Genomic DNA, 20,313 nt, shown 5'->3' with positions numbered 1-20,313 from the left:
TGTAAGTGACTCAATTGCTTGGAAATTATTATCGCAGTCTAATTTTGGCTTTTGACAAACCGATCCGTCGCCCGGACCAGCGCATCCAATATCCCCGGCTCGTTATAGGCGTGCCCCGCCCCCTCGATCATCTCGAAGTCCGCTTGCGGCCAGGCGCGGTGCAGCGCCCACGCCGTTTCCGCCGGGCAGGCCATGTCGTAACGGCCCTGCACGATCACGCCGGGGATGGCCGCCAGCTTGCCCGCGTCGCGGACCAACTGGCCGTCTTCCAACCAGCCGCCATGAACGAAATAGTGATTTTCGATGCGGGCGAAGGCCAAGGCGAAATCGTCGGCTTCGTGGGTGGCGGACAGCGCGTCATCGGGAAGAAGGCGGATGGTTTCGCCCTCCCAGACGCTCCACGCCTTGGCCGCGGCGATCCGGGCCGCGCGATCATCGCCGGTCAGGATGCGGCGATAGGCTTTAACGAGGTTGTCGCGGTCCGCCTGCGGGATCGGCTCCACAAAACGCTCCCATTTGTCGGGATAGATGCGGCTGGCGCCATGCTGATAATACCAGTCGATCTCGCTCCGCCGGATCGTGAAAATGCCACGCAGCACCAGTTCAGTGACGCGCTGCACATGGGTCTGGGCATAGGCGAGCGCGAGGGTCGAGCCCCAGCTACCGCCGAAGACCAGCCATTGCTCCACCTCCATCATCTCGCGCAGCCGTTCGATGTCGGCGACGAGGTGCCAGGTGGTATTGGCCTCCAATTCCGCATGGGGTGTCGATCGACCGCAGCCGCGTTGGTCGAACAGCAGCACATCATAGCGCGCGGGATCGAACAGGCGGCGATGCTCGGGCGCGATGCCGCCACCCGGACCACCATGCAGGAAGACAACCGGCTTCGCGCCCGGCGTGCCCGCGCGCTCCCAATAGAGGGCGTGGCCGTCCCCCACGCCCAGATGGCCAGAGGCATAAGGCTCGATCGCCGGGTAGAGGGTGCGGAGGCTGTTGGTCATGCCCTTTTTGTGCCCCGCGCCGCCTGCGATGGCAAGCACGCTTCCCGTTTCGACCAACGGCAAATGCGCGTCGACCATCGTCCGTCAGGGCGATTGATCGGTGGATCGGTCGGGCGCAATATCCCGCCATTCAAACAGGGGAGAGAGTCGATGCACTGTCGGGTTGCCATGGCCTTTGCGGGCCTTTCCTTTCTGCTCGCCGCGCCGGTCACGGCAAAGCCCTATCCTGCCCTGACGGCAGCGGTCGCCGATGCCAGTCGCCCTGCGGACGCCCGCGCGATGGATGAGAGCCGCAAGCCCGCCGAGACGCTGGATTTTCTGGGCCTGAAACCGGGCATGAAAGCCGCCGACATCATGACGGGATCAGGCTATTGGGCGGAGATCATGGCGAAGGCTGTGGGACCGAAGGGCAAGGTGACGGGGTTCGAGCCGAGCCAATTCTATGCAACGCCGGAGGAAAAGCCCAAATGGGAAGCGCTGACCAAACGCGTGCCGCAAGTCGCTTGGGTGCGCTATCCGTTCGAGGCGTTCGCCGCAGCGCCCAATAGCTTCGACTTCACGATCATCAACCTGTCCTATCATGACCTCTATTGGGTATCGGCGAAATACGGCATCCCCCGCACCGATCCGGCGGTCTTCGTGAAGACGCTCTATGCCGCGACCAGGCCGGGCGGGATCGTCGGGATCATCGACCATGTCGGCACGCCCGGCGATACGCGCACAATAGTAGACAAGCTGCACAGGATCGACCCCGACACCGTGAAGGCGGACTTCACGGCCGCCGGTTTCGTACTGGAGGCGCAAAGCCCGCTGCTGGCCAATCCGGCGGACGATCATAGCAAGCTGGTGTTCGATCCTGCGATACGCGGGAAAACGGATCGGTTCTTTTTCCGCTTTCGCAAGCCGCGATAGTTTTGAACGCAAGCGACGGGAGGACAGAGGATCGTCCAGCCGCCATCCTGCCCGCCATGAACCTTTCCGATCTCGACACCCATGGCGCAGCCGTGCTGCCTGCGCTGATTGACCCTGAACAGTGCGCGCGAATTGCCGCGCTGTGGGATGAACCCGCTGTTTTCCGCAAGGAAGTCGTGATGGCGCGCCATGGTTTTGGCAGCGGATGCTATCGCTATTTCGCCTATCCCCTGCCCACACCGATCGCGGCCTTGCGCGAGCAACTTTATGCACCACTGGCGGACGTCGCCAATCGCTGGGCAAGCGCGCTGGGGTCGAACGACATCTTTCCGGCGCGTCATGTCGACTTTCTAAGGCAGGGTGCGCTGGGCGGGCAGGACAAGGCCACGCCGTTGCTGCTGCGCTATGAGGCGGGGGACTGGAACGCGCTGCATCAGGATGTCTATGGGCCGCACATCTTCCCCTTGCAGGCGGCCGTGTTGCTATCGCGACCCGGCGAAGATTTCACCGGCGGATCGTTCGTCCTGACAGAACAGCGGCCCCGGATGCAGTCGCGCCCCGAAGTCGTGCTGTTGAATCAAGGGGACGCAGTCATCTTCCCGGTGCGCGACCGACCGGTCATGGGGTCGCGCGGCGTCCACAAGGTGCAGATGCGGCACGGGGTCAGCCGCCTGTTGTGGGGGAGCCGGATGATGCTGGGACTGATTTTCCACGACGCCACCTGACGCCTTCCCCCGTCAGCTCTGTTACACTTTGCGACAAACTTGCCCATTTCATGGGAGATTTATACGACAAGTACGCGCTAATGCGGCATTGCAACATAGTGCATGTCTTGGGGGGTTCCGTGCATCGTTCGACCAGTCTTGCCGCATTCGTTTTGATGATGGGCGTATCGCCAACAGCGCTGATGGCGCAGGAGGAAGACCGGCAACAGTCCGCCCCGCCGCAGGACATGGGCGAGGAGGAAATTGTCGTCACCGGTCAGGCGCCGCGCGGATCGGTCATCGGTGCGATCCAGCCGGAGCAACAGTTTAACGCCGGGGACATTCGCGCGCTGGGCGTCTCGTCGGTTTCCGAACTGATCGCTGAACTGGCGCCGCAGACCAATGCGGCGGGCGGCGCGCCGGTGGTGCTACTAAACGGCAAGCGTATCTCCAGCTTCTCCGAGATTTCCGACCTGCCGGCAGAAGCGATCGCCCGTACCGAGATATTGTCGGAAGAGGTAGCACTCGCCTATGGTTATGCGCCGACGCAGAAGGTCGTGAACATCGTCCTGCGCCAGCGCTTCCGGGCCGAAAGCGCCGATTTGCGCGGTGCCACGACCACGGATGGCGGGCGGGAGAGTGGCGGTGCCAATCTGGGCCTGTTGCGGATCAGGGGCGACAGCCGTTTCACACTGGACCTCAAATATAATCGCGCAGCAAGCCTGCTGGAAAGCGAGCGCGGCATCAACCCGACCACCCCAGGCAACCCTTTTTCCATTCCCGGCAATGTCGGCGGACTGACGCGCGGCGCGCAGGTCGATCCGGCCTTGTCCGCGCTGGCGGGCCAGACCGTTACTGTCGCCGCCGTGCCCGGCATCGCCGCCAATGGCGCCCCCGCGCTTGGCGATTTCGTCGCGGGGGCCAATACGGCCAGCATCAGCGACCTGTCGCGCTATCGCACGCTCAGCCCCGCGACCGAGAGTTTCTCCGCCAACGCCACGCTGGCACGGCCGATCGGTGACGTATCCGCAACGCTGAACGGTCGGGTTGAACTCAGTGAGAACAACACACTTCAGGGCCTGTCTGCGCTCACGCTGAACCTGCCCGATGGCAATCCTTTCTCCCCCTTCTCCAACGACGTGCAACTCTATCGCTATCTGGAGCAAGCGGGCGCGCTGGGGCAACGTATCCGGGGTACGACCAGCCATATCGGCCTGACCCTGAACGGTCGTATCACGCCCAAATGGCAATGGTCGTTTACCGGCAATGCCGACCTGTCCGACACCCGCACCGCCACCGATCGGGGCGTATCGGGCACTGTCCTCCAGACGGCGATCAGTGGCAATGATCCAACGGTGAACCCCTTTGCGACCAGCCTGCCCGATGGGCTGCTCAGCACCCGCCTGACCGACAGCGCGCGGGCCAAGTCGCAGGCAGTTCAGGGCGACCTGCTGATCAGCGGCACCCTGTTCAACCTGCCTGCGGGCGCGGCGACGACTGCGATCCGGTTGGGCGCCAGCGCCAATGGCTTTGACGGCGAATCCACACGATCGGGCGTGTTCCGTTCCTCCAGCTATAATCGGGAAATCGGCAGCGGGCAGATCAGCCTGGACCTGCCGCTCACCAGTCGCGGGCGCAATGTCCTGGGCGCCGTTGGTGATCTGGGCGTCAATGTGAACGCCGCGGCGCAGCGCTTGTCGGACTTCGGCACGCTCTCCACGCTGGGCTATGGCCTGCGCTGGACGCCGATTCCGCAGATCCGCTTCCTGCTGTCAGCCAATCAGGATCGGGCCGCGCCGACGGGCAACCAGATCAACGATCCGACGATCACCACGCCCAACGTATCGCTGTTCGACTATGCGCGGGGCGAGACGGTGTTCGTAACGCAGATTTCGGGCGGCAATCCCAATTTGCGCGAAAGCGTGCGCGACCAGTTCCGGCTCGGCGTGACGCTAAAGCCGCTGGAGAAGGCGAACCTGACGCTCACGGCGACCTACCTCAACAGTCGGACCGACAATCCCATTTCCTCTTTCCCCACGCCCACGCCGGCGATCGAGGCGGCCTTCCCGCAGCGTTTCATGCGCGATGCCGACGGCACCCTGCTCCAGATCGACGGGCGACCGATCAACTATCTTTCTTCGCAGCGGTCGCAACTGCGCTGGGGCTTCGACTATTCGATCCCGATCAAGTCGAGCATCCAGAAACAGATGGAGACGTGGCGCGCATCGGGCGCCAAGCGTGAGGACATGCCCGCCGACCTGCGCGCCATGATGGGCAATCGCGGGCCGGGGGGGCAGGGGCGCAGCGGTCAGGCCGGCGGCGAAGGCCAGCAGGGCGGCGGCGGACAGGCTGGCGGGCCAGACGGCGCGCAGAATGCCGACAACGTGCAGCGCGGCGGCGAAAGCAATGCTGGTCCCGGCGGCGGCGGTGAGCGTGGCCCCGGTGGAGGCTTCGGCGGGGGAGGCTTCCGGGGCGGTGGCGGGGGCGGTCGCGGCGGCCCCGGCGGTGGTGGCGGTCGCATCCAGTTCAGCCTCTACCACACATGGCATTTCACCGATTCGATCCTGATTGCGCCGGGCGTACCGGAACTCGACCTGCTGAACGGCGACGCCACCGGATCGTCAGGCGGCCAACCCCGGCATGAACTTCAGGCACGGGTCGGCTATTCCAACAATGGCCTGGGCGGTCGCCTGTCGATCGACTGGGAAAGCGGCACCCATGTCGATGGGGCGCTGGGCGGTACGTCGCGGCTCAACTTCGGCAGCCTCGCCACCGCCAACCTGCGGCTGTTCGCCAATCTGGGGCAGATCCCGGCACTGGTGCGCGATCACCCCTTCTTCCGCGGCGCACGCGTGTCGGTCGGGATCGACAATATCCTGAACACGCGGCGCAACGTGACCGACGCCACCGGCGCGACCCCGCTGCGGTATCAGCCTGGCTATCTGGACCCGCTGGGCCGCACGATCAGCGTCAGCTTCCGCAAGCTGTTCTTCTAAACGGGAAGGGCCGGAGAAGGAGCACCCTTTCCCGGCCCCTCAATCAGGGAAGGATGAGCGTCACGACGCCAGTGCGCGGGGCACCGCAGAGGTACGAAGCGTCACGAGGTCGATCCCCTCATCGAACTCCACGCCCATCCGGTCATCCTTCGACCAGCGCGCCGTAGCCTGAACAAGCTGCCCCTCTGCCAGTTCGATCGCGAACCGCGTGCCTTCCGGGACATTCCATAATCCTTCCACCAGCGCACCAGTGGCGGAGATGTTGCGGACACGGGCGCCATAAACCTGCCCGTCATGATGAACGGAAATGGTCCTCAGCATCGATTTGCGTTCTGGTCTGCTCGAACGGAAGCCGTCAGACTGGGCAATGACCTTCACGCCCGTCTGCCGCGCCATGATGTCGATACCCAAAATCGGGCGACCATAGATATAGCCCTGGATATGGCTGCACCCCAACTGACGGATCAGGTCCAGCTCGTCCTGCGTTTCCGCGCCTTCGGCCGTCGTATCCATGCCCAGCGCTTCCGCCAGGCTGACGATCGCCTTGATGATCGCGCTGTTGCGACTACCCTTGATCGCTGCGCCGCGCACGAAACTCTGGTCAATCTTGATCTTGTCGAACGGGGCCTTTTTCAAATAACCGAGTGAGGAATAGCCGGTGCCGAAATCGTCGAGCGCCAGCCGCACGCCCAGCGACTTCAACCGCGCGAACATCGCGTCCGTGCCATCATTGTCGTTGAGGAACACGCTCTCCGTAATCTCCAGCTCCAGCCGTTCGGGCGCAAGCTGCGTGGATGCGAGTACGTTCATCACCGTCGAAGGGAAAGCAGGGTTGGCAAACTGGATGGGCGAGACGTTTACCGCCACCCGCGCGCCATCGGTCCAACCAGCCGCGTCCTGACAGGCCGTCCGCAGCACCCATTCGCCGATCTGTGCGATCAACCCGGTATCCTCAGCGATCGGGATGAATATGTTCGGAGAAATCGCGCCACGCACCGGATGCTCCCAACGCAGCAGCGCTTCATAGCCGGTAATCTGTTCCGTTCGCGCATTGACGACCGGCTGATAGACCAGATGCAGCGCGTCGCTGGCCAGCGCTTGACGCAGATCCTCCTCAAGCTGGCGGCGATCCTCTGCATCGGCATGCATTTCGGGCGAGTAGAAACGATGGATGCCGCGTCCGTCACCCTTGGCGGCATAGAGCGCGAGGTCGGCGTTGCGGATCAATGCATCGGCAGTCACACCATCGATGGGACAGGACGAAATGCCGATCGACACGCCGATGACCACCCGACTGCCCTCGATCGAATAAGGCTGGGACAGCGACGCAATGATGATGTCGGCCAATTGAACCAGCGCGGCATGTTCGACCCGGCCCGGCAGCAATATCTTGAACTCGTCGCCACCCTGACGGCCGACCAGCCCCTGATCGCCAACCACCCGCTGCAGGCGCTGACTGACCTGCCGCAACAACGCGTCGCCAGCAGGATGACCGAGCGTGTCGTTGACATATTTGAACCGGTCGAGGTCGAGCATCAGCAGCGAACAGTCACCCGGTTGCCCGCGCACGCTCGTCACCGCCTGTTCCAGCGATCGAAGCATCTGCACGCGGTTGGCAAGGCCGGTCAGCGAATCATATTGCGCCAGCCGAACCACTTCCGCCTGACTGCGGCGCATTTCGGTGAGGTCGGTACCCGACCCACGGAAACCGTGAAACTGCCCATATTCATTGAATATCGGTTGACCCGAAATCGACCACCAGCGCTCATCCTGCGTCATCGCCGCGCGAACCGCGATGTCCGCAAAGCCGCTCCTGGCCGACAGATGGAAGCCCAGCGTCCGCTCGCCATCGCCCTGCTGCCGGTCACCATGGCAGATCATGTCGGTAATCGGGCGACCGATCAGCGTCGTCGAGGATGCGCCCATGGTCGCCACCAGCGTTTCGGACACATAGCTGATGCAGCCATTGCGGTCCGTTTCCCAGAACCAGCCCCGCCCGGACCGCTCATAATCCTGCAACAGCCGGTCCGACCGCTGGACTTGCAAGTCCCGGCGGCGATCATCAAGCGCCCGGTCACGGTCGGCAATGGCCTGTCGCATCGTCGCCAGCGCCATGACCGACAGGCAACTGACCAGCAGGCCCGCATGGATAAAGTCGCCATGCAGCAATGTGGGAACCAGCAGGGCGCCCAACACATAGCCAAAGGCAAGCAGCCGTCGATCGCCGACGATACCTGTGACCAGTAATGCGATACAGAAGGTTGCGGTCAGCGTCAGCCATCCCCCCACTTCGTCGCCAGCCTGGCCAAGCGCGAGCCAAAGGCTGAACGCCACACCGGACAGGATGACGAGCGGCAGCAATACCCACGTCTGGACGTGCGGCAGCAGACCGCCAAAAACACGCAAGCGCGGCAGAGCAAGGATGATCAGATCGAGCAGAATCACCGCCAGTCCGACAGCCAGCCAACCAGCGCCGCTCGCGGCGGCAAAGCCAAGTGGGATGTGCAGCAACGCACTGACGCAGATTTTTGCAAGCAGCACCAGCGGCCATAGCAGGGCAATGCCCCGATAAGCGGCGGACACCCAGGTGGCGGCGACGTCCGTCCTGCTTTCAGTAAGCCCGAGCGCGGAAAGTAACCCGGCAGGACGATCGGCGGAATCGAGGATGGCTGAGCGCAGGGATTGCATAGCCTGCACTTAACCCAAAGTGGTTGAGAGAGGGTTACGAACTCAGCAGCGCAACTCTACGTAAATAACCGATATTTGCGTTTCCGAAGGGATCAGACCCGCATCGGCATCAGCACATAGAGCGCAATGCTCTTGTCATCTTCCCGGATCAGCGTCGGCGCGGCTGCGTCGGCCAGATGAAGCTCGACCACGTCGCTGTGGATCTGTCCCAATATGTCGAGCAGATACCGCGCGTTAAAGCCGATGTCGAAGCCTTCGCCCGCAAAGTCGCCCGGCACCTCTTCTGCCGCCGTGCCATTTTCAGGGCTGGTGACGGACAGGGTGATCTTGTCCCGGTCCAGCGACATCTTGACCGCGCGGGTCTTTTCGGTGGCGATCGTGGCGACGCGATCGACGCCTTCCTCGAAACTGCGCGGATCGATCTTGAGCAGCTTGTCGTTCGCGGTCGGGATGACCCGGCTATAGTCGGGGAAGGTCCCGTCGATCAGCTTGCTGGTAAGGATTGCGTTGCCCAGACCAAAGCGGATCTTGCTGGCCGACAGGGTGATCGCGACCGATCCGTCCACTTCGTCCAGCAGCTTGCGCAGTTCGGCGATGCATTTGCGCGGAATGATGATGCCGGGCATCCCTTCCGCCCCATCGGGCCGGGCCACGGTGACGCGGGCCAGGCGATGGCCGTCGGTGGCGGCCGCCTTCAGTACGGGCAGCGGATCTTCCGACACATGGAAATAAATGCCGTTCAGATAATAGCGCGTCTCTTCGGTCGAAATGGCGAAGCGGGTCTTGTCGATAATCTCGATCAGGGTCGCGGCCGGAAGCTCGAACTGGGTTGGCAGGTCGCCCTCTGCGATCACGGGGAAGTCGTCACGCGGCAGGGTGGACAGGTTGAAGCGCGCGCGCCCCGCCTGGATCAGCATCTTGCCGTCCGCGGCCTGAAGCGAAACCTGGCTCCCTTCCGGCAGCTTGCGCGCGATGTCGAACAGCGTATGCGCGGAAATGGTGGTCGCGCCGGCCTGTTCGACCTGGGCGGAGATGCTTTCGACGATCTGGAGGTCGAGGTCGGTCGCCATCAGCTTGATCGCGCCGTCCGCAGACGCCTCGATCAGCACGTTGGACAGAATGGGAATCGTATTCCGACGCTCAACCACCGACTGGACGTGGCTCAGGCTCTTGAGGAGCGTCGCGCGTTCGATGGTGGCCTTCATGTCCCTGTGTGTCCGCTTCTGTTCTTCGTTGAAGCCCGGCTCCAGCGCATGAAGGGCCGAATCCGGGCGATAGTGGTGCCCGTTCTACATAACCGCTGTGACGGCGGCGGCAAGCGGCACGCAACGGCTTTTCCCGCCTTGACACGCAAAGGCTTGCAAAAGCGCGCTGACTGGGCTTTGCGTGGATGATGATCCGCCCGGTTTTCCTGCTGCTACTCCCTTTGTTGCTTGCCGCCGCGACGCCGGTGAACGCAAGGGAATCACTTGGCATATTCGAAAGTTGGGGCGCGTTTCGCGATCCCTCCCCAGCTCGATGCTATGCCATCGCCCTGCCGGTCCGGAAGGGCGGGCGTGAGGGTTTCGCGACCATTTCGCACTGGCCCGAGCAACGGATTCGCGGTCAGATACAGTTCCGCCTCAGTCGTGGTCACGGACAGAGCGCGCCTGTCACACTCAGCATTGGCGACCGCCGTTTTGCGCTGGTAGCGGGGGCTGCCGACGCCTGGGCCGCCGATGCGCAGGGCGACGCGGCGATCGTGGCGGCCATCCGGTCGGGCACCAGCATGAGCGTGGAGACGCGCGATGCACGCGGGCGCGCCTATGCCGACGCCTATGCCCTGCGGGGCGCGGCGACGGCGATCGACGCGGCAGCGCTGGGATGCGCGCGCCGGGGGTAACTGGCTACGCTGGTCAGAAGTAAGAAAATGCGCTATGGCGCGCGCATGCAATCAGCCGCAAACCTCCTTATGCCGATTCCCGGCCTTATCGACCCTGTGCCCGTGCCGCGCGCCGTGACGCCGCGTGAAGATGGGCGCGTCGACCTGATGGGCCTGTCCCGCCCGCAAATGAAAAGCGCGCTGGAGGAAGCAGGCCTGGACGAAAAGCAGGCAAAGCTGCGCTCTAAGCAGTTGTTCCACTGGCTCTATCATCGCGGCGAAACCGATTTTGAGGCCATGACCGATCTGGCCAAGCCGATGCGCCTGTGGATGGCCGAGCGATTCGTCGTGGGCCGCCCTGAAGTGGTGGAGGCGCAGGTGTCCACCGACGGCACCCGCAAATGGCTGCTGCGATCCGATGACGGACAGGACTATGAAATGGTGTTCATCCCCGACGCGGACCGGGGAACGCTGTGCGTGTCCAGTCAGGTCGGCTGCACATTGAATTGCCGTTTCTGTCATACCGGCACGATGCGCCTTGTCCGCAATCTGACGCCGGGCGAAATCGTGGGTCAGGTGATGCTGGCGCGTGATGCGCTGGGCGAATGGCCCAAGGGCAGCATGGCCAGCGCCAACGATGATGCCGATATTGAGGATGAGGATGCTCCCCAATATTCGCCGGATGGGCGGATGCTGACCAACATCGTCATGATGGGGATGGGTGAGCCGCTTTATAATTTCGATCATGTGCGCGACGCGCTGAAGCTGATCATGGACGGCGACGGCCTTTCTCTGTCGAAGCGGCGCATCACCCTGTCGACCAGCGGCGTCGTGCCGATGATGGCGCGCGCGGCCGAAGAGATCGGCGTGAACCTGGCCGTCTCGCTCCACGCCGTGACCAAGGAAGTGCGCGATGAACTGGTCCCGCTCAACAAAAAATACGGGATCGAGGAGCTGTTGCAGGCCTGCGCCGACTATCCCAAGGCGAATAATGCGCGGCGCATCACCTTTGAATATGTGATGATCAAGGACAAGAATGACAGCGACGCCGATGCGCGTGAGCTGGTCCGGTTGATCCGCAAATATAAGCTGCCCGCGAAGGTGAACCTCATCCCCTTCAACCCCTGGCCCGGCACCGATTATGAATGCTCGACGTCAGAGCGGATTCGTTCGTTCAGCAATATCGTGTTCGAGGGTGGGATTTCCGCACCCGTTCGCACCCCGCGCGGCCGCGACATCATGGCCGCCTGCGGGCAGCTAAAGTCCGCGTCGGAAAAGAAGAGCCGGGCGGAACTGGATCGGCTGGCGGCGGAAAAACAAGCGGCGCTTGGGTAGTTTTCCACGAATAATCCATGACCGATGATGAGATAGACCGGATCGCGCGGGCCTTTTGTGCGCGGACGCTGCCCAAGGCGGAATGGACCCATGCCGCGCATTTCGCGACTGCATTATGGCTGATTCTGACACGCGCCGACATCCTGGTCGAGCGGGACATGCCGGCCATGATCCGCAGCTATAATGAGGCCGTCGGTGGGGTTAACAGTGACACCGCAGGCTATCATGAGACAATCACGCAGGCGTCGCTGCATATGACCCGGCGCGTGCTGGCAGGAGTACCGGACGGCATCATGCCGTGTGCGGCGCTGATGCTGTTGCTGGCCTCTCCGCTGGGCGACAAGGATTGGCCCTATGCCTATTGGACGCGCGAACGGCTGATGTCGAAAGACGCACGGCGGGCTTGGGTTGCACCGGTTTTGCAGGACTTGCCGGCATAGCCACCGCGAAGGCGACGACGCCAGCCTTCTCACGTCAATGCAGAAAGTCGCCGCCAACGATCAACGGCAATCCGGACGTGTCATCGGCATAGATATAAGCCCATGCTTTAAAAGGGCCGTCCGATGTCATGACCATGACCCGTTCGCGCCGATATTCGTGCGGCTGCGGCCATTCCGAACATTGTTCATAGTCGTCCAGTTTGGCGAGAACCATGGCCGGATCGCGGAGCGCAAACAGATCGCCGGTGACGCAGCCCGCCTCCCCCGGCACGAAGGCGGGATAATCATCGACACAATAGAGGCAGCCCGTGAGATGCCCCTGCCCCACCGCCTGCGCCACGCCGCGTAGCCACCGCGCCATCGGTCCATCGAAACCGACACGCAGCGTTCCATAGACGAAAAGCAGAACCATTTTCTCTTTCATGGCTGCGCAAAATCCCAACTTGATGCAGTTTTTACCAACTAGCGGAATTTTTCACAGATCACCCAGTGTCGCCAAGCCCAAGAATCGCCGGAAAGCGGACAAAAAACCAAACTGGCACGGCTCCTGCAATCGCCCTGGCATGACACTGGATGGTCCAGTGACAGTGTAAAGCAAGGAGTTATCATCATGTTCATCGCCAAGATCCAAAGTGCCGCCATTGCCCTCGTAGGCGCGGTCATCGTCGCTACCGTCTTCGTTGGCGCAACCGTTGGGCCGGTCACCTCGCTCGCCTGAACGGACATGCTCCCCCCGCTCGATACCATAGATATTTGAAGGCCAGACTCATGGACAACAGCTTCACCCTCGACCGTCGCAATGGCAAGATCATGGGCGTATGCGCAGGCCTGTCGGCGCGAACCGGGTTGGACGTGACGCTGATCCGCGTCGGGCTGGTGCTGCTGACGCTGTGCGTGCTGGGACCGATCGGCGTTGTCGCCTATCTGCTGGCGGGCTGGCTCGCCGCCGAAGGCTGAACGGATCGACCGCGCGGCGCTCGCCCTTGAGAACGCCGCATACAAAAACGCCGCCCCGGCTTATGCCCTGGGCGGCTTTTTGTCGTCCGGTTGCACCGCACAAAACAGGCGGGGCACCGGCTTCGCCTTCGGAAAGGCTTTAGGCGTACAGCACGGAGTAGAAAGTCAGCAGCTGTGCGCTGACCGCTACAAGCACCGCCGCACCCTGGATGGCGTGACGCATATATTGCTCCATTCGGTAATTTTGTTACGTTGCGAGAGCGCCTATGCGCCTGCCTTTAAATTGTAACAATCGCAATGTTTGAGTTTACGATTGCACTAAACGCAACACAGAAAATATTAACCAAGCGCCGTTATCAGCGCTTGCGCCGCCGCGGGTGCGCGGACTTTCGCGCCACTGATGAAGAAGGTGAAGACATCTCCCTGCTGCGCCTGATGCTGCGCGCGGGCCTTCCACTGCGCGATGCTCGCAGCGTCGTAGCCGGTCGGCTGCTCCTCCTGAGAGCGCATGAGGCGCATATAGGAAAAGCCGACATCATGCCCTTCTATCGCCGGATAGACATCATGGTCGGCGAAGACGATCGCCGCACCCGCATCCCGCGCGAGGGCGAGGAACACGGGATCGTCGAAACTGCCGTGCCGCACCTCCAGCGCGTGGCGCAGGGGGACGCCCGCGACGCTGGTGGGAAGCAGCTTAAGGAAAGCGGCGAAATCGTCGTCATGGAATTTTTTCGTGGGCATGAACTGCCAGAGGATCGGGCCAAGGCGATCGCCCAGCTCCGACAAGCCCTGATTCACGAATTTGTCGATCGACTCACCTGCCTCCGCCAGCAAGCGGCGGTTGGTGCAGTAGCGCGAGGCCTTGACCGCGAAGGCGAAGCCGTCGGGCACGGCCTTTGCCCAGTTGGCGAAGGTCGCAGGCTTTTGACTGCTATAATAAGTGGCGTTGATCTCGGTCGCGGTCAGATGCTCACCGACATAGGCCAGTTCATCCTTCTGGCGCAGGCCTTCGGGATAGAAGGTGCCGCGCCAGGGCTCGTAGACCCAGCCACCAATGCCCACCCTGATCGTGCCGCTCATGCGCCTCTCCCACGTCGTGATAGCGAAGATAGCAGGCCACGCGCGCATGACCAGATCGCTTTCATCGATCACTATGACCGACAGGTTGCGTTAGCCACTATTGCGAACAACTTTTAATAAGGACGCAACACAGGAGTTCCCAATGCGCCTCGACCTCATCAAGACCGCGACCTATCTTTCCATCCACCTGACCGTGGGCTTCACCGTCGCTTATTTGATGACCGGATCGGTGGCGATTGCGGGCGGCATTGCCCTGATCGAACCGATGGTCAATGCAGTCGCCTTCTTCTTCCACGAACAAGTCTGGAAAAAGGTCATCGCGCGGCGCGAACTGGTGAAGGCCAAACCATGGTACAGCGGTCAGGCGGCGTTGGCCTGACGCATTATTTCTTGCGGTTGAGGCCCATCAACCAGGGTTTGATCCGGCCCGTGGGCTGCGGCTTGCCGTCGAGACGGACGGCGCGGATAATGCGGACAGGCTGGCGGATCATCTGGCCGCGCATCGCCCCGGTGCCGCCGCCCGTGGGAAGCGCGAGGATACGCTTCACCGTATCCATGCCCCCCACGACATGGCCGAACGCCGCATAGCCGATATAGGTGCCGCGCGCGTCCATCGTCGGGGTCGCGCCGATCGTCATGAAGAAATTGCCCATCGCCGAATTGGGCCGGTCGGGCCGCGCCATCGACAGGGTAGCGTCCAGATGATGGATGCCGGTCCGGGTGGTCGGCTCGTGTACGACTGGCGGAATGGAGCGGCGCGCATCCATGTCGATGCCGCCCTGAATCAAGCCATAGGTCGGCGCGCTCTTGCGCCGCGCAGCGCGGTAGAAGGTGGTGCCGTCGAACCGGCCATCATCGACATAGGCAAGGAAATTGGCAGAGGTTTTGGGCGCGCGCCTGGTGTCGACCGAAACGATGATCGGTCCCTGCGACGTTTCAATCCGTACCCGGACATAGCCGGGCACAGGCTTGTTGGCCGGGAGTGCTAGCAGCCTCCCAGGCAGCAGAACGAGCGCCAGCAAGGTGGCGATCAGAACAATGGGGCGGAGTGGGGAAACATCTGATCGGGGCAAAACAGGGCCAAGACTAAAGACCACGCAGGGGCCACGCAACCCTCTGGACGTTTAACGGGCGCGTTGCGCCAGGGCGAGCGCGCCCATCAGCCCCACCTGATCGCCGAGTGCCGGGGAAACGATGAGCGCGTCATAATCGATAGTAGCCACGCCGAAATAATCGGCGGCGAGGATCGCAGCCTGATCCCGCACCCGCTGAAGCAGGCCGGATGTGTCCATGACGCCACCGCCGAAAATGATCCGGCGGGGCGAGAGCAGCGCCTGTTGCGCGATGACAAGCTGAGCCAGATAATGAGCGATGATGTCATGGGCTTCATGATCCGCGGGCAAGTCGGACAGCGAAGCACCCCAGCGCGCGATGATTGCAGGACCGCTGGCGAGACCTTCGAGGCAGGCGCCATGAAAGGCGCAGATGCCGTCGAACCGGGTGTCGTGCGGATGACGGGCGGGACGAAAATGACCCATTTCCGGGTGGCGCTGGCCATGGATTGGTCGCCCCTCGACCATCGCGCCGCCGCCGACGCCCGTGCCGACCGTAATATAGGTGGCAATATCCGCGCCCACAGCCGCCCCCCACAGGCTTTCGGCCAAAGCAGCGCCATTGACGTCAGTATCGAAGCCAACCGGGCAATCGAACGCTTTCGCGAATGGACCGGCAAGGTCGATATTGCTCCAGTGAACCTTGGGTGTCTCGATCAGATGGCCCCAGCTCGGCGAGCGGCGGTCGACATCGACGGGTCCGAAACTGGCGATGCCGAAGGCCGCATAGGGACCATGCCGGATCGCGCCTTCGCGGAAAAAAGCCAGTGCAGCGGGGATGGTGATGGACGGCGCTTCTGTCGGGATGCGGAGCGTCGCCAGCACTTCCCGCGTGTCGGTGACGATGCCCAATATGAACTTCGTACCGCCTGCTTCAATGCAGCCATAGATAGATGGAGTGATCATGCTGCGTCGCCCCATAGCAGGCCGAGCGGCAGCCCGTCACGGACTACGGTTATGGCTAGACGATAAGGCCGGGAATCGTCTTGTTGGTGCCCAGACTGTCCGTGCCCCAGCCATCGACGGGAACGCCCATCGCCTGCTGGAGCGTCAGGCCCACACGACTGACGGGGCTGCCGTCGCCGGTGATATAGTGGCCGGTGCGGATCTTTCCCCCCGCCGAACCAGCCGTCATCATCGGGATATTGTCGATGGTGTGGAATTTGGCGAATTCGGTTTCGCTGTGCGCAAAGACCAGGCTGTTATCGAGCAGCGTACGGTCGCCCTCCTTGACTGCATCCAGCGCCTTGATGAAATAGACCCACGCTTCCATGCATTTATTGACGTAGAAGGTCGCTTCGGGCTGATAGCCAAGGCGATTGTCCAGCACTTCCTCATGCGTCAATTGGTGATGGGTGATGGTGCTGCCGATGCGCGTCAGCGACGATGCGCCATTGTTGAAGTTCATGTTGAAGACGCGAACATTGTCACAGGCCATCGCCATGACCAGCAGGTCGGTCATAACCTCATGGTTACGCATGACATTCTCAATCTCTGCATTGACCGGCGTATCAGGCACCTTGCCGGGCACGATACAGGCCTGCATCGGTTCAGGCTTGGTCAGTTGCACGTCGAGCTGCTTTTCCAACTGCCGCAATGACGTGAAATATTGGTCGAGCCGCTGACGATCGGAAGTACCCAATCGAGATTCCAGAGCCTGCCGCTGTTCGGCGACGCCCGACAACACGCTGCGCCGGGCCATGACGGCGGGATCTGGGGTGAAGGTCGCGCTGTTGGGATCGCGAAAATCGGGACCGAACAACCGTGTGTAGAGCGCGGCAGGCGACACTTCGGCGGGATTGAGATTGCCGTTCCCACGTCCCGACAGAGAATTGCGCGGATCACCCGTCGCCGACAGCTCCAGCGAGCGAAAGCGGGTCCGCGTGCCGATGACATCACCGATCAAAACGTCGAAGGATGGGGCGGGCAGTCCCCGGTCCGACGCGATCGCCATGCCGGTGCGGATGCCGATGCCGCCGCTGATGTGCGGCAGATTGGGCTTGCCATCCAGCGGCAGGGTGAAATCGCCTAGGATGTTGACCTTGTGCTTGAGCGGGGCGATCGCGGCCAGTTCTTCCTTCAGCTCATAGTCGGCGCCCGCCTTGCCGGGAAACCAGCGCGGCGGGTTGACGCCCAACCCCCAGAACCATGTGCCAAAACGAATGGGCACCGGCGCGCCAGTCGCCGCCATCGCCCGCCCATTGCCGTCGAGAAATATGTCCAGCAACGGCAGGCCGACAGCAACGGCCATGCCATTGACCATGCCGCGCAGCGCGGTCCGGCGATTGAGCGTGAAGGTCATGGATGAACTCCCTTGGTGAGCGTGACGCCGCGTGGGGGCGTCATCATGGCGACGGTGGAGGTGCCAAGTGGCGGGGTCTTGATGCGATAGGCTTCGGGCATGGTCGCAACGCGCAGGAACAGCGCGCGGATGCGATAGCCGTCGGTTTCGAAATTCGATTCCAGCGTGGCGGCGAGCGCACCATCATCCTCCGGCACGCGGCCGGTGGCATATTGGAAGGCGCGCCCCGCAACGCATTCGGTGGTCGACTTGCTGGCGGCCAGCGCCTTGCCAAGCCCGATATTGCCTTGAAAAGCCGTCCCCTCGAACACTCCGGCGGTGTCGATCACCGCGTCATTCTCACGCGGACGGAAGGCGCCGATGCCGTCGAACCGTTCCAGCGGCAGGCCCAGCGGATCGGTGATCTTGTGGCAGGCGGCGCAAACCGGATCGCTGTTATGCGCGTTCAGGCGGATGCGCGCGGTCGGCATCGCCTTGTTAGCGACATCCTGCACGGCGGTAAAATTGACGTTGCCGGGCGGGTTGGGAACCGGCTGGCACAAGAGCAATTCCCGGATCGCGCGACCACGCAGCGTCGGCGAACTTCGCCCCGAATGCGAATAGAGGGCCAGGAACCCGGCCTGCCCCAACAGGCCCGCGCGATCGTCGTCAGGGCTGAACTCATAGGGTACCCAGCCCTGCGCGCTGCTGACCTTCGTCTGATAGAGCGGCCCCAGCGCCCGGTTGATGAAGGTGCGCCGGGTGGTGAACAACTCCCGATAATCACCCTGCCGCATCACCAACTGATCGACGATCATCTGCAACATCTGTTCGGACAACGCCGAAGCGACGTCCGGGTTGAAGCGGGGATAGACGATCTGGTCCTTGGCCATCTCGTCAAACTTTTCGAACAACAACATGTCGGCGAAGAAGGCGCGCACGCCATCCTCCAGCCGAGGTGACTTCGCCATGCGGTCGGCGACCGCGACCAGTTCGGCCTGATCGGTCAGCCGCTGCTGCGCCGCTGCCTGAAGCAGCGCCTCGTTGGGCGTGCTATTCCACAGCAAGAAACTGAGCCGCGCGGCCCGCGAATAATTGTCGAGGCGTTGCTGACCGGGCGCTTGCGGGTCCGGCTCTGCGCTTTCGATGATATAGAGGAAATGGGGCGACACCATCATCGCCGCCAGCGCCAGTTCCAGCCCCTTGTGAAAGGAGGTGCCGGGACCAACGGCATCGCCCGCCATCTTCACATAGACCATCACCTCGGCCTGCGTCATCGGACGGCGGAAGAGGTAACGGCCCAGCGGCACAAGGGTGCGCGCGGCGCAGTCCGGGTCCGCCGACGCCGCATCGCGGGGTGTGCAGGCCATGAACTGGGCGCGGCGATCCTCCTCAAAGACCTGCGCGGCAATGTTGCGCGCCATGGCGTCAAACTGTTCGAGGCCAGCGGGCGAGATGGTGGAGTCGCTCGCCCCGGTTGCGATCAGCTCATGAACAGGGCGGACGATCGGTTCGAAACGGCCTGCGACGGTAATGTCGGGGCCGAAAATATCGGCGATGCTGTTGCGATACTGGGCTTCGGTCAGCCGCCGCATCCCGACGATCTGCCCCAGCGGCGCTTGCAGGGTCGCGAAGGATGGTTCAGCCGAGGCGCTTTTCGGCGCCTTTTCCGCCGTGCAGGCCGCCAATATCAGCGCCAGCGTGGGGGCAAGCAAAGTGCCCGCGCGTTTGAACTGGGTGCCGCTCATTTGTGCGCCACCTTCGTCTCGGGCAGCCGGTCATTGACGAAGGCAGGCACGGCGACGGCCTCCAGCCCGCTGGAAATCCGGCGGCACTGGCCGGTTTTCGGATCGCGATCGCCATCGGCCAGTTTCTTGAGCGCAGCATATATGGCGGCGCAATCATAGCCCGCCGTCGTAGCCGCCCCCTCCCCGCCGATCGACGCGCTGGCCATGATGTTCCAGATCGGCTGATAGCCACCGACGATACCCTTGAGCGATCCGTCAGGCTGGAAAGCGAGGTGCAGTCGCCCCTTGGCCAGATCCCATTCGGTCCGTTGGCCCCGAATGTCGCGCTCCGATCCCTGTCCCCAGGTCTGGCGCAGGCGGATATGCTGCGGCTGCGTCATCAGCACGCCACCGACGATCCGCCCCTTCAGCACATTGCGATGCTGCGGATTGTCCACGACCGTATAGCTGGCGCCGGGGATGAAATTCTGGCGGGAATCGACGATCGCGCGATCCTCGCTGTTGGCGTAGATCACCGTCACGTCGGGATCGTCGGACAGGCTGTCCACGCCGGTCAGCAGCAACACCTGCGTATGCTCGCCGCTTACCAGAAACTGGGTAAGGCCGCGCACGATATCGCCGCCCATGCCATCGACGCCACGCCATGTCCGCACACAGCCCATCGCCCGCCACATCTGGTTGTCGATGCCCGCTTCACCTGTGGGGCTGGTGAAATTCTCATGCCCGCAGCCTTCGGCATCCGCGCCGCCATCCAGGTCGATGCCCTGCGCGACCTTGCCCTGAACTACCCGCTGCGGGGGCCGGTCGAACTTGTCGGGATGCGTGCAGATATTGGTGTTTTCAGGGCCAAAGGCATAGCCGGTCCAGCGGGTGGTCAGTTCCTTCTCATTGGGCTTTTCCAGCAGGCGCATCCGTTCCGCAGGCGCCTGCGTCTGGAGATAATTGTCCCGCAACGTGGCCGCCAGCCCTTCGGGGCAATCCTCCTTCCCCTGATAGATGGCTGGCGCGAAATGGGTGAAGATGAAGCCCATCTCACCATTGGCAGGCGGGGCAGGAAGAACGGGCGCAGCCGCGCGCGCGCGGGGCGACAGGTCGGCGCTCCCGGTGCCAAGGATCAGCGCGCCGGCTGCCAGCGGGATCAGCATTAGCGCGGCAGCGCCTCTCTGTTTCCTGTGGCCTGTCATCATCATCTCCTCTG

The 20,313-nt window shown here is 62.7% G+C and carries 18 protein-coding genes; 8 read left to right on the top strand and 10 right to left on the bottom strand.

Annotation, left to right across the window (positions count from 1 at the left end; translation table 11 throughout):
• Positions 1-38: 38 nt before the first annotated feature.
• Complete coding sequence (pip, locus tag WFR25_RS04640) at positions 39-1,001, bottom strand: prolyl aminopeptidase (protein WP_336974676.1); 963 nt, start codon at positions 999-1,001, stop codon at positions 39-41.
• A gap of 150 nt (positions 1,002-1,151) precedes the next feature.
• On the opposite strand from pip, the gene WFR25_RS04635 reads away from it, so the two are divergent.
• The 3 genes from WFR25_RS04635 to WFR25_RS04625 all read left to right on the top strand — a co-directional run bounded on the left by WFR25_RS04635 (position 1,152) and on the right by WFR25_RS04625 (position 5,613).
• A complete protein-coding gene (locus tag WFR25_RS04635) occupies positions 1,152-1,913 on the top strand; it encodes a class I SAM-dependent methyltransferase (RefSeq protein WP_336968992.1) in 762 nt (253 codons plus the stop codon).
• A 56-nt stretch (positions 1,914-1,969) separates the two neighbouring features.
• The gene (locus WFR25_RS04630) at positions 1,970-2,638 is read left to right on the top strand and encodes a 2OG-Fe(II) oxygenase (protein WP_336974673.1); all 669 of its coding nucleotides are present in this window, start codon (positions 1,970-1,972) and stop codon (positions 2,636-2,638) included.
• Positions 2,639-2,757: 119 nt separating this feature from the next.
• Entirely contained in the window at positions 2,758-5,613 is a 2,856-nt protein-coding gene (locus WFR25_RS04625; RefSeq protein WP_336968990.1) for a TonB-dependent receptor, read from the top strand.
• Between the two features lie 60 nt (positions 5,614-5,673).
• Here the strand turns inward: WFR25_RS04625 and WFR25_RS04620 are convergent, their stop codons facing one another.
• Together WFR25_RS04620 and dnaN are read right to left on the bottom strand one after the other, a co-directional pair.
• The gene (locus WFR25_RS04620) at positions 5,674-8,301 is read right to left on the bottom strand and encodes an EAL domain-containing protein (protein ID WP_336968988.1); all 2,628 of its coding nucleotides are present in this window, start codon (positions 8,299-8,301) and stop codon (positions 5,674-5,676) included.
• Between the two features lie 92 nt (positions 8,302-8,393).
• Positions 8,394-9,506, bottom strand: coding sequence for a DNA polymerase III subunit beta (gene dnaN / locus WFR25_RS04615; RefSeq protein WP_336968987.1), 1,113 nt, complete (start codon positions 9,504-9,506; stop codon positions 8,394-8,396).
• A 185-nt stretch (positions 9,507-9,691) separates the two neighbouring features.
• On the opposite strand from dnaN, the gene WFR25_RS04610 reads away from it, so the two are divergent.
• The 3 genes from WFR25_RS04610 to WFR25_RS04600 are packed head-to-tail and all read left to right on the top strand — an operon-like array spanning position 9,692 to position 11,937.
• Complete coding sequence (locus WFR25_RS04610; RefSeq protein WP_419723141.1) at positions 9,692-10,183, top strand: hypothetical protein; 492 nt, start codon at positions 9,692-9,694, stop codon at positions 10,181-10,183.
• Between the two features lie 45 nt (positions 10,184-10,228).
• Positions 10,229-11,497: a dual-specificity RNA methyltransferase RlmN gene (gene rlmN, locus WFR25_RS04605; protein WP_336968986.1), complete on the top strand. Its 1,269-nt coding sequence runs from the start codon at positions 10,229-10,231 to the stop codon at positions 11,495-11,497.
• Positions 11,498-11,514: 17 nt separating this feature from the next.
• On the top strand, positions 11,515-11,937 hold the full coding sequence (locus WFR25_RS04600) for a hypothetical protein (RefSeq protein WP_336968984.1): 423 nt from the start codon (positions 11,515-11,517) through the stop codon (positions 11,935-11,937).
• Between the two features lie 34 nt (positions 11,938-11,971).
• Here WFR25_RS04600 and WFR25_RS04595 read toward each other — a convergent pair whose 3' ends face one another.
• Positions 11,972-12,349: a gamma-glutamylcyclotransferase family protein gene (locus WFR25_RS04595; RefSeq protein WP_336968982.1), complete on the bottom strand. Its 378-nt coding sequence runs from the start codon at positions 12,347-12,349 to the stop codon at positions 11,972-11,974.
• Positions 12,350-12,705: 356 nt separating this feature from the next.
• Here WFR25_RS04595 and WFR25_RS04590 point away from each other — a divergent pair, with 356 nt between their 5' ends.
• Positions 12,706-12,894, top strand: a complete 189-nt coding sequence (locus WFR25_RS04590; protein WP_336968979.1) for a PspC domain-containing protein — start codon at positions 12,706-12,708, stop codon at positions 12,892-12,894.
• 339 nt (positions 12,895-13,233) lie between these two features.
• Here WFR25_RS04590 and WFR25_RS04585 read toward each other — a convergent pair whose 3' ends face one another.
• The gene (locus WFR25_RS04585; protein ID WP_336968976.1) at positions 13,234-13,974 is read right to left on the bottom strand and encodes a DUF72 domain-containing protein; all 741 of its coding nucleotides are present in this window, start codon (positions 13,972-13,974) and stop codon (positions 13,234-13,236) included.
• Between the two features lie 142 nt (positions 13,975-14,116).
• Here WFR25_RS04585 and WFR25_RS04580 point away from each other — a divergent pair, with 142 nt between their 5' ends.
• Positions 14,117-14,353: a DUF2061 domain-containing protein gene (locus tag WFR25_RS04580; protein WP_336968974.1), complete on the top strand. Its 237-nt coding sequence runs from the start codon at positions 14,117-14,119 to the stop codon at positions 14,351-14,353.
• A 4-nt stretch (positions 14,354-14,357) separates the two neighbouring features.
• Here the strand turns inward: WFR25_RS04580 and WFR25_RS04575 are convergent, their stop codons facing one another.
• From WFR25_RS04575 to WFR25_RS04555, 5 genes are all read right to left on the bottom strand, one after another.
• Positions 14,358-14,996 carry a peptidylprolyl isomerase gene (locus WFR25_RS04575; protein ID WP_336968971.1) on the bottom strand — a complete coding sequence of 213 codons (639 nt, stop codon included), beginning with the start codon at positions 14,994-14,996 and terminating at the stop codon, positions 14,358-14,360.
• Between the two features lie 102 nt (positions 14,997-15,098).
• Positions 15,099-15,992 (bottom strand): ROK family protein, encoded by an 894-nt coding sequence (locus tag WFR25_RS04570; RefSeq protein ID WP_336968970.1) that lies wholly within the window; start codon positions 15,990-15,992, stop codon positions 15,099-15,101.
• 55 nt (positions 15,993-16,047) lie between these two features.
• The gene (locus WFR25_RS04565) at positions 16,048-17,388 is read right to left on the bottom strand and encodes a DUF1552 domain-containing protein (RefSeq protein WP_336968968.1); all 1,341 of its coding nucleotides are present in this window, start codon (positions 17,386-17,388) and stop codon (positions 16,048-16,050) included.
• On the bottom strand, positions 17,385-19,115 hold the full coding sequence (locus WFR25_RS04560; protein WP_336968965.1) for a DUF1592 domain-containing protein: 1,731 nt from the start codon (positions 19,113-19,115) through the stop codon (positions 17,385-17,387). The genes WFR25_RS04565 and WFR25_RS04560 overlap by 4 nt, the downstream gene beginning before the upstream one ends.
• Positions 19,112-20,260 (bottom strand): hypothetical protein, encoded by a 1,149-nt coding sequence (locus tag WFR25_RS04555; RefSeq protein WP_336968963.1) that lies wholly within the window; start codon positions 20,258-20,260, stop codon positions 19,112-19,114. The genes WFR25_RS04560 and WFR25_RS04555 overlap by 4 nt, the downstream gene beginning before the upstream one ends.
• Positions 20,261-20,313 lie beyond the last annotated feature (53 nt).

The sequence above is a fragment of the Sphingobium aromaticiconvertens genome (genome assembly GCF_037154075.1).
In the GTDB taxonomy this organism is placed as follows: domain Bacteria; phylum Pseudomonadota; class Alphaproteobacteria; order Sphingomonadales; family Sphingomonadaceae; genus Sphingobium; species Sphingobium aromaticiconvertens.
This window is presented reverse-complemented; position numbering and strand designations above follow the sequence as displayed.

Bases quoted from the DNA above. Each gene is read 5' to 3' on its own strand.
- pip (WP_336974676.1), bottom strand. From the start codon at position 1,001: ATGACCAACAGCCTCCGCACCCTCTACCCGGCGATCGAGCCTTATGCC.
- WFR25_RS04635 (WP_336968992.1), top strand. From the start codon at position 1,152: ATGCACTGTCGGGTTGCCATGGCCTTTGCGGGCCTTTCCTTTCTGCTC.
- WFR25_RS04630 (WP_336974673.1), top strand. From the start codon at position 1,970: ATGAACCTTTCCGATCTCGACACCCATGGCGCAGCCGTGCTGCCTGCG.
- WFR25_RS04620 (WP_336968988.1), bottom strand. From the start codon at position 8,301: ATGCAATCCCTGCGCTCAGCCATCCTCGATTCCGCCGATCGTCCTGCC.
- dnaN (WP_336968987.1), bottom strand. From the start codon at position 9,506: ATGAAGGCCACCATCGAACGCGCGACGCTCCTCAAGAGCCTGAGCCAC.
- WFR25_RS04610 (WP_419723141.1), top strand. From the start codon at position 9,692: ATGATGATCCGCCCGGTTTTCCTGCTGCTACTCCCTTTGTTGCTTGCC.
- rlmN (WP_336968986.1), top strand. From the start codon at position 10,229: ATGCAATCAGCCGCAAACCTCCTTATGCCGATTCCCGGCCTTATCGAC.
- WFR25_RS04600 (WP_336968984.1), top strand. From the start codon at position 11,515: ATGACCGATGATGAGATAGACCGGATCGCGCGGGCCTTTTGTGCGCGG.
- WFR25_RS04595 (WP_336968982.1), bottom strand. From the start codon at position 12,349: ATGGTTCTGCTTTTCGTCTATGGAACGCTGCGTGTCGGTTTCGATGGA.
- WFR25_RS04590 (WP_336968979.1), top strand. From the start codon at position 12,706: ATGGACAACAGCTTCACCCTCGACCGTCGCAATGGCAAGATCATGGGC.
- WFR25_RS04585 (WP_336968976.1), bottom strand. From the start codon at position 13,974: ATGAGCGGCACGATCAGGGTGGGCATTGGTGGCTGGGTCTACGAGCCC.
- WFR25_RS04580 (WP_336968974.1), top strand. From the start codon at position 14,117: ATGCGCCTCGACCTCATCAAGACCGCGACCTATCTTTCCATCCACCTG.
- WFR25_RS04570 (WP_336968970.1), bottom strand. From the start codon at position 15,992: ATGATCACTCCATCTATCTATGGCTGCATTGAAGCAGGCGGTACGAAG.
- WFR25_RS04565 (WP_336968968.1), bottom strand. From the start codon at position 17,388: ATGACCTTCACGCTCAATCGCCGGACCGCGCTGCGCGGCATGGTCAAT.
- WFR25_RS04560 (WP_336968965.1), bottom strand. From the start codon at position 19,115: ATGAGCGGCACCCAGTTCAAACGCGCGGGCACTTTGCTTGCCCCCACG.
- WFR25_RS04555 (WP_336968963.1), bottom strand. From the start codon at position 20,260: ATGCTGATCCCGCTGGCAGCCGGCGCGCTGATCCTTGGCACCGGGAGC.